This window comes from Micromonospora sp. LOL_014 (genome assembly GCF_048060245.1).
Lineage (GTDB): Bacteria > Actinomycetota > Actinomycetes > Mycobacteriales > Micromonosporaceae > Micromonospora_E.
Genome location: NZ_JBHMIP010000062.1, coordinates 1 through 6,561 on the forward strand (window position 1 = coordinate 1; position 6,561 = coordinate 6,561).

The window sequence follows — 6,561 nt, forward strand, 5'->3', positions numbered from 1 at the left end:
ACCGGTCACCGCACCCCTGAAAACCAGCTAACCAACTCTCCATCAAACCCGGGGCTTGACATGGTGTCCGGGAGCCCGGTCGCACTGGGTCTTGCATCAGCGCAATGCGTCTGCGCTGCGTTCGCACCACTCGCGGAACGTCCCTGGCGCCCGGCCCGTGAGGTTCCGCACATCGTCGGTCACGTAGGCGGCGCGACCCTTACGGAACACCGTGTTCAGATATTCCAATGCCTGCGCCTGCTCGGCGGGCACACCCTTGGCGATCTGCGCCCGGGCAAACTCGCGAGGAGTGACTTCCTGGAAGTCGATCATCTGACCGGTCACCGCGGCGATTGTCGCCACCTGCTCACGAGAAGTCAGTGCTTCTGGCCCGGTCAGGGTGTAGCCCTTGCCGACGTGCCCGTCTTCGGTGAGCACGATGGCGGCGCAGCGGGCCACGTCCTCGGGGTCGATGACCGCCAGACGGCCCTCTCCGGTGGGGTCGACGACCTTGCCAGCGCGGATGCCGTCCAGCCACCACAGGGCATTGGATGCGAAGCCGTTGGGGCGCAGGTAGGTGACGCCCAGCCCGGACTCGCGCATGAGGTCCTCGCGCGCCGCGAGGGCTCCACCGATGACGGGATTGTCGCTGATCGGCATCAGCCGTGCACCGACCGAGGACAGCAGGACAATCCTGGTGTTGCCGGCGTTGCGCACGGCATCGATCATGACCTTGGTCTGGTCGGTTCCGCTGCCCACCTGCATGAGGAAGACGGCGTCCACGCCCTTGACGGCGTTGGCCACGTCGTCGGGGTTGTCGAGATCGCCGACGGCGCGCTCGATCTCGGCCGGCAGGTCGGCCGCCCGGGCAGGGTTGCGCACCAGGACTCGGACCGGGTGACCCTGTTCGTGCAGCTGCCGTGCAAGCAAGTTGCCGACGTTGCCTGTCGCTCCGGTGATGAGGTACATGTGTGTTCCTTCCGTGGTGATAATTACCAGGGCAGTTCGCCGTCCCGATCGGCGAAGGTGCTGCTGGGGCCGCCAGGTGTGCCAGGAATCGACCTTGGCACCGGTTCCGGGCGGCAGCCTGGCCCACTTCGGGCCACCCACGCATCGATCGAAGGCCGGGAAGAAGGCCGACAATGGGGTGATGCACGACGCACCCAACTTCGCGGCGGTGCTGCGCTCCTGGCGCACCCGCCTGCAGCCGGCAGACGTGGGCCTGCCCTTCAGGTCAGGCACGCGCAGGACGGCGGGATTGCGCCGCGAAGAGGTCGCCTGGCTCGCTGGCATCTCACCGGACTACATCAAACGCCTCGAACAGGGCCGCGCGCATCCCAGCGTCGCTATCGTGCGCTCGCTCGCACGAACGCTGCGCCTGTCCGACGCTGAGTATGAACTGGCCTGCCGCCTGGCGGGGCACGCGCCCCAACCGGGCGGACTGGTGCCCCGGCACATCGGCCCCAGCGTGCAGCGCGTGCTCGACCGTCTCGCCGACACCCCGATCGCCGTCTTCGACGCGGCCTGGACCCTCATCCAGCACAACGATGTGTGGGCCGCGCTGACCGGCGACGAGTGGCACGACCGCGACCTCCGGTCGGCGAACATCGTGTGGCGAACCTTCCACGACGACACGGGACGCGTGCGGCATCCGGATCCGCAGGCGCACAAGGCGTCACTCGTGGCCGACCTGCGCGACGTGGCGACGCGCTACCCTGCCGACCGCGAACTGAAGGACATGATCGGCACGCTGCGGACATCGAGCCCTGAATTCGCGCGACTGTGGGAAGGCTCCGCCGTCGCGCACCACAGGAGCGAACGAAAGACCGTCGACAATCCGCACGTCGGCGAAGTCGAACTCGACTGCGATGTGCTGTCGGCGCACGGCGCCGACCTGCGCATCGTCGTCTACACAGCGGCACCTGGCAGCGAAGCGGCAGACAAGCTGCGACTGTTGACCGTCCTCGGCACCGAGATCATGACCCGTCGCCACTGATGTGCTCCCACTACAGGACATCTGGCGTGGCACCCGACACCACCGTGCTGATCGACGGATTCTGGACCAGCCTATACAGAGGGAAGCCGACTCAAGATCAGATGACGTAGAACCGTACGAAACGCCGGTGCAGGCCAGTATTTACGTCATCTGCTCTTGAACTTCGGTTAGGTGTGCGGCCACGGTGTCTCTACCGCTGGATCGGTTGGCGGGTTGGGACACGTCCGGTCGACGTGGGCGGCGGTCCGTTGATCAACTGTTGAATGCGGAGGCGTTGTCCTGGTGGCTGTTCAGCGGAGGCGTGATCAATCGGTGGCGCGGAACGCTTCGGCAACTACACCCCATCGAAATCTGTCGCTTCCAATTGGTGGTTTCAGAGCTTCGTCCTCGGTGAACTGGACGCCGACGTATGACAGGGTCCGGACGGATGCTTGGTAGGCGGGATGCTGGGTGAGGGCCGGCTTTGCGTACGGTGAGACGACTATCGGAAGCCCGGTGCCAAGGGCCTCGTTGAGTACACCCAGCGCCAAGTTGTCGCTGATTCCGCTGGCCCACTTGTTGATCGTGTTGAAGGACGCCGGTGCCACCACGACGGCGTCGGCGCGCGGCAGTGTTCCGGGCTCGTCAGGGGCGCGAAGTCGGGACGCGACCGGAAACCCGGTCTGGGATGCGAGCTTGTCCGTGTCGATCCAGGTCGCCGCAGTAGGCGTGACGATCAGGCACACCGACCATCCGTCGGCCTGCAACAGGGCGACGCACTCGTCGATGTTGCGAATCGGCGGAGCGGCGGAGGAAACCAGGTACAGCGTCGGTTTGCCGGTGCCAGTCATGATCAGTTGGCATTGATCCTGGCGCGCACCGCCAAGGCGCGCAGGCCGGGTGTGGCGGCGCGACGTTCCCGGGCCAGCATGGCGGTGACCAGCGTGCGGGTCTGATCGTGCACCTGGAAGATCTGAGGTGCGGTGCGCTCGGCCGCCAGAAGGTGCAGCAGCGCTGACGGGTCGCCGCCCGGCTGCGCGGTGAACGCCGCAGCCAGGTCCAGGTGGACCTGAGCTCGCCGGCTCACCAATGATGGCGGCAGGGTCGACGTGTCGATGCGTTCACCGAGCTCGACCGCAGTGTCGAACTGGCGAACGTTGACGGCGGTGGTGACCCGGTGGATCAGCACGTTCGTCGGGCCGAAACCGGTCCAGAAGTAGTTGCGGTCCTTCCCGAGTCGGTCGGCCAGAACTGCTGCGTCGTCCAGGTGACCGAGCGCGATCTTCGCCTTGCCGCGCCGTGCGGCGACGAGTGCCAGTAGCAACGTCAATGATCCGCTGACCGACAGGGCAGCAGGACTGGACTGCTCAGGTATCCGGGCGAGTCCCTCAGCCGCTGCGTCTGCTGCGTCCGCGACGTGCCCGGGGGAGGCCAGCAGAGCGCACGCCACCGAATAGGCGGCGGCTGCTGCGAGGTTGTCGGCACCGGCCTGTTGCGCACTGCGTAGCGCCCGGTCGGCCGCTACCCAGGCGAGGGTGGGATCACCGAGCTTCAGGGCCAGCTTGGACACCGCCAGGTGGGCTGCCCCGAGGATGCCGAGTGCGCGGTGCTGCTCCGCAACACGCCGGGCGGCACCGTCCGCTCGGTGAACGAGATCAGGCAGCAGTCTCACCAGGTCGGCATACTCCGCCCGTTGGTAGGCCAGGTGCGCCGCACCGACAGCGTTCCGCAACTGCACAAGATCCACTCCGCCGCTACCCGCCGCTTCAGCGGGGGTGAACATCTGCCGCCGTCGCAGCTCAGCTGCCAGCTGGCTGGTCGGTGTGGAGTACGCCGCCGGGCCACACGATCCCGCTGCTGATGTGCTGCCGCTGTTCCGCAATCGGCGGTGCGGGCGAAGGCCCAGCTCCTCGTCACTGTTGACCTTGAGCACGCTCCGCAAAGCGCGTCTCAGCTCGTTGTCCGGGTAACGCACTTTGCCGGTCTCGATCTTTCCCACATGGTTGGCGTCAAAAGCCGCCCGAGCGGCCCGCTCAGGATCGCCGTGCCGAACAATGTTGACGGCATCGGCAAGCTCCCGGCGCGACAGCCCTTGCCGTTCCCTCGCGGCGCGGAACAACTCGTTCATCGGCGTACCCCCGTCCGGACGATCGGCCCACGGCCCAGCGTAGAGGCATTGACCCGATCCGTCACGGCCAGCCGAGCGCACTTCGACCTGACCGAGGCTCACGGCCCGGGTGGGAATCCCTCTTCCCAATTCTCTTCCCGGGAACGCGCATCAGTTCCCCTCCCTTACCGCTTCTGCCGGGACAACCGCGACGTCCACTGTATTTACGGTTCGATCGGCGTCCGCCCAGCGCCACGAACCGCTTGCCGCCGTCGGTGTCCCCGTCGCTGGCGGCGGCAAGCCCCAAACCCGTACGGAGATTGGAGAACGTCTTGTGCCTCCTCCTCACAACAGTGGTCGGCGTGCTGGTCGGGCTCGTTGGCCTGGTTGGTGGGTTCGTGTCGGTGTCGGCACCGGTGGTGCCCGGTGTGCGGGCAGACGTTGACCTGCCGGGACTGCACCGCCCCGATCGACCGGACCTGGGGCACCACGCCGCCACCACCACCGCTGTCGCGGTCGGGTCCGCGCGGGCGGCGGTGGCGCAACCAGGCCGGGGTGCAGCACCGGTGACCGGGCTGGACGACGTGCTGCATGTGCCCGTACGGCCGGTCTGGTCCTGCTCCGGGTGCGGGCCGCAGGTCGACTGGCCCTGCGGGTACGCGCGGGCCGAGTTGACCGCGAACCTGGACCCGATCTCCCGCAGCATGTACGCGGCCGAACGGATGGTCGAGGCGATCGCCGACCTGCCGGCCGAGGCGACGCCGGGGGAGATGTTCACCCGGTTCCTGGCCTGGACGAGGCGGGCCGGCCGGTGACCGTCTACCGCACCTGCACCCGCGACTGGTCCACCACGACACCCGCAGCGGCACCGTTGGCGGAGCCGGCCGTACCACTGCCGCCGACCGGTCGGCTCGCCGACGAACTGTTCCTGATCGCCCACGACGACGTCACCGGCAAGCCGCGCGTGCCGACCAGGGTTGTCGGGCGTGGGCTGGCCGCCGCGATCCTCGCCGACCTGGCCTACGTCGGCGCGGTCACGGTCGCCGCGACCGGCAAGGTCGTCACCGGCACGGCCGCGCCGGGTGCCGTCGACCCGTGGGGCCGCACGGTGCTGCGCTGGATCGACACCGACACACCGCACCCACCGGCCGCCTGGATCGACCGGCTCGCCGGGCACGCGTACCGCAGCGTCGCCGACCGGCTCACCGTCGCCGGGCTGGTCCGGTCCCGTACGGTCCGCCGCTGGTGGTGGCGTCGGGACACCGCATACCCGCCGGTGGACACGAACGTCGCGGCCTGGCCGTGGGCGCGGTTGTCGATGCGGGTACGCCGCCGCACCCGCCTCAGCGCGCACGACAGCACGTTGGCCCGACTCTGTGTGGCGACCGGACTCGGCGGCCACATCCTCGGCGTGGACACGTTGACTGCCCGTCGGCAGCTGCGGCAGCTGCTCACGCCCGTACCGCCGGGGGTCGACGAGCTGGTGCGGCGTCTTGCCGCCGCCGGCGGACGGAGCCGGCGGTGACCGCGATCTCGGAGGTCTGTCCGTCAGTGCTGCATTTGGGCTGCCGTTGTACGCCGTGCCTGCGGAGCAACTGCGACGACGAGAGCTGCGATGGCGAGTATCCCAGCGAGCCATGCAATGGCGCGTAGGCCGACCATGGTAAAGCCCAACCATGGTGGCGCCCACGGATTGCTGCCGGTGAAAAAGGCGTAGCCTGCGGCAAGTGCACCCACCGCGAGGACGGGTACGAGAAGGACTGCGGCGGAGCCGAGCAACGAAAAGGTGAGAATCCGTACGGTGGTGCGCTCCTTTGTGTAGGAATCGAAACGACGGAGGGCTAGAAATGTGGTAGTCGAAGCGATGGCGAATCCGGCAATCATCAATGGCCAGACTAAAGCTGGCTGGGAGCGACCTACCTCCATCGCGAACGTTGTGGAATCACGCGCTGATAGGCGAACTGCCACATCGTCTCGGTTTGCGGTAAACGCGTCATAGCCACCCCTGGCGCGAAAATTTGTGACGCTCCATCCGGCAGCAGTGAGTCGGTCTGCGCCGTCGGAGATCGTCTGATCGTTGGGGGTCGACGCCGGACCAAAAGGTAGAGGGATGGTAACTGTGCCGGCAGTATAGCCGTCGCCACCGACTAAGGTGCTCCAACTGTTGCTCTGGGCTGGCGCAAACGTGAATAATGAGTCATCTCTGGTTACTTCGCTGCCTACCTCGACATCGGGAAAGGCAATCTTGGCAATGTCGATAGCATCTCTTGTTTCGATGTTCGATCCTGCGGTCTGCCATCCCAGCCATGAACCGAGGGTGATGCCAGTGAGTCCGGCCAGTGCTGCGAATATTATGGAAATGGTTTTCATTCTATCCCAATTTCTGATGATCTCGCTCTGTTGATCCGAAGAATATAAATGTCATCAGCAGCTTACGTTGGCGGGATCAAGTGATCATGGCGACACTGCGTTCTTGACCAGATCGTTGAAAACTTCGATC

At 66.5% G+C, this 6,561-nt stretch carries 7 protein-coding genes; 3 read left to right on the forward strand and 4 right to left on the reverse strand.

Translation table 11 applies throughout. The features are described 5' to 3' along the window. Positions 1–96 precede the first annotated feature (96 nt). On the reverse strand, positions 97–948 hold the full coding sequence (locus ACFHW1_RS28240; protein WP_416568162.1) for an NAD(P)H-binding protein: 852 nt from the start codon (positions 946–948) through the stop codon (positions 97–99). Positions 949–1,129: 181 nt separating this feature from the next. On the opposite strand from ACFHW1_RS28240, the gene ACFHW1_RS28245 reads away from it, so the two are divergent. Next, positions 1,130–1,975 carry a helix-turn-helix domain-containing protein gene (locus ACFHW1_RS28245; RefSeq protein ID WP_416568163.1) on the forward strand — a complete coding sequence of 282 codons (846 nt, stop codon included), beginning with the start codon at positions 1,130–1,132 and terminating at the stop codon, positions 1,973–1,975. A 305-nt stretch (positions 1,976–2,280) separates the two neighbouring features. Here ACFHW1_RS28245 and ACFHW1_RS28250 read toward each other — a convergent pair whose 3' ends face one another. After that, positions 2,281–2,805 (reverse strand): flavoprotein, encoded by a 525-nt coding sequence (locus ACFHW1_RS28250; RefSeq protein ID WP_416568164.1) that lies wholly within the window; start codon positions 2,803–2,805, stop codon positions 2,281–2,283. Positions 2,806–2,807: 2 nt separating this feature from the next. Continuing rightward, entirely contained in the window at positions 2,808–4,082 is a 1,275-nt protein-coding gene (locus ACFHW1_RS28255; protein WP_416568165.1) for a helix-turn-helix domain-containing protein, read from the reverse strand. Between the two features lie 341 nt (positions 4,083–4,423). Between ACFHW1_RS28255 and ACFHW1_RS28260 the strand changes: the two genes are divergently transcribed. Both ACFHW1_RS28260 and ACFHW1_RS28265 read left to right on the forward strand, forming a co-directional pair. Beyond that, complete coding sequence (locus tag ACFHW1_RS28260; protein ID WP_416568166.1) at positions 4,424–4,876, forward strand: hypothetical protein; 453 nt, start codon at positions 4,424–4,426, stop codon at positions 4,874–4,876. Beyond that, a complete protein-coding gene (locus tag ACFHW1_RS28265; RefSeq protein ID WP_416616609.1) occupies positions 4,873–5,586 on the forward strand; it encodes a GOLPH3/VPS74 family protein in 714 nt (237 codons plus the stop codon). Before ACFHW1_RS28260 ends, ACFHW1_RS28265 begins: the two co-directional genes overlap by 4 nt. Positions 5,587–5,609: 23 nt before the next feature. Here ACFHW1_RS28265 and ACFHW1_RS28270 read toward each other — a convergent pair whose 3' ends face one another. Beyond that, entirely contained in the window at positions 5,610–6,431 is an 822-nt protein-coding gene (locus tag ACFHW1_RS28270) for a hypothetical protein (RefSeq protein ID WP_416616611.1), read from the reverse strand. Positions 6,432–6,561 lie beyond the last annotated feature (130 nt).

Coding starts and splice junctions, on each gene's coding strand:
- ACFHW1_RS28240 (WP_416568162.1), bottom strand. CDS start 948: ATGTACCTCATCACCGGAGCGACAGGCAACGTCGGCAACTTGCTTGCA.
- ACFHW1_RS28245 (WP_416568163.1), top strand. CDS start 1,130: ATGCACGACGCACCCAACTTCGCGGCGGTGCTGCGCTCCTGGCGCACC.
- ACFHW1_RS28250 (WP_416568164.1), bottom strand. CDS start 2,805: ATGACTGGCACCGGCAAACCGACGCTGTACCTGGTTTCCTCCGCCGCT.
- ACFHW1_RS28255 (WP_416568165.1), bottom strand. CDS start 4,082: ATGAACGAGTTGTTCCGCGCCGCGAGGGAACGGCAAGGGCTGTCGCGC.
- ACFHW1_RS28270 (WP_416616611.1), bottom strand. CDS start 6,431: ATGAAAACCATTTCCATAATATTCGCAGCACTGGCCGGACTCACTGGC.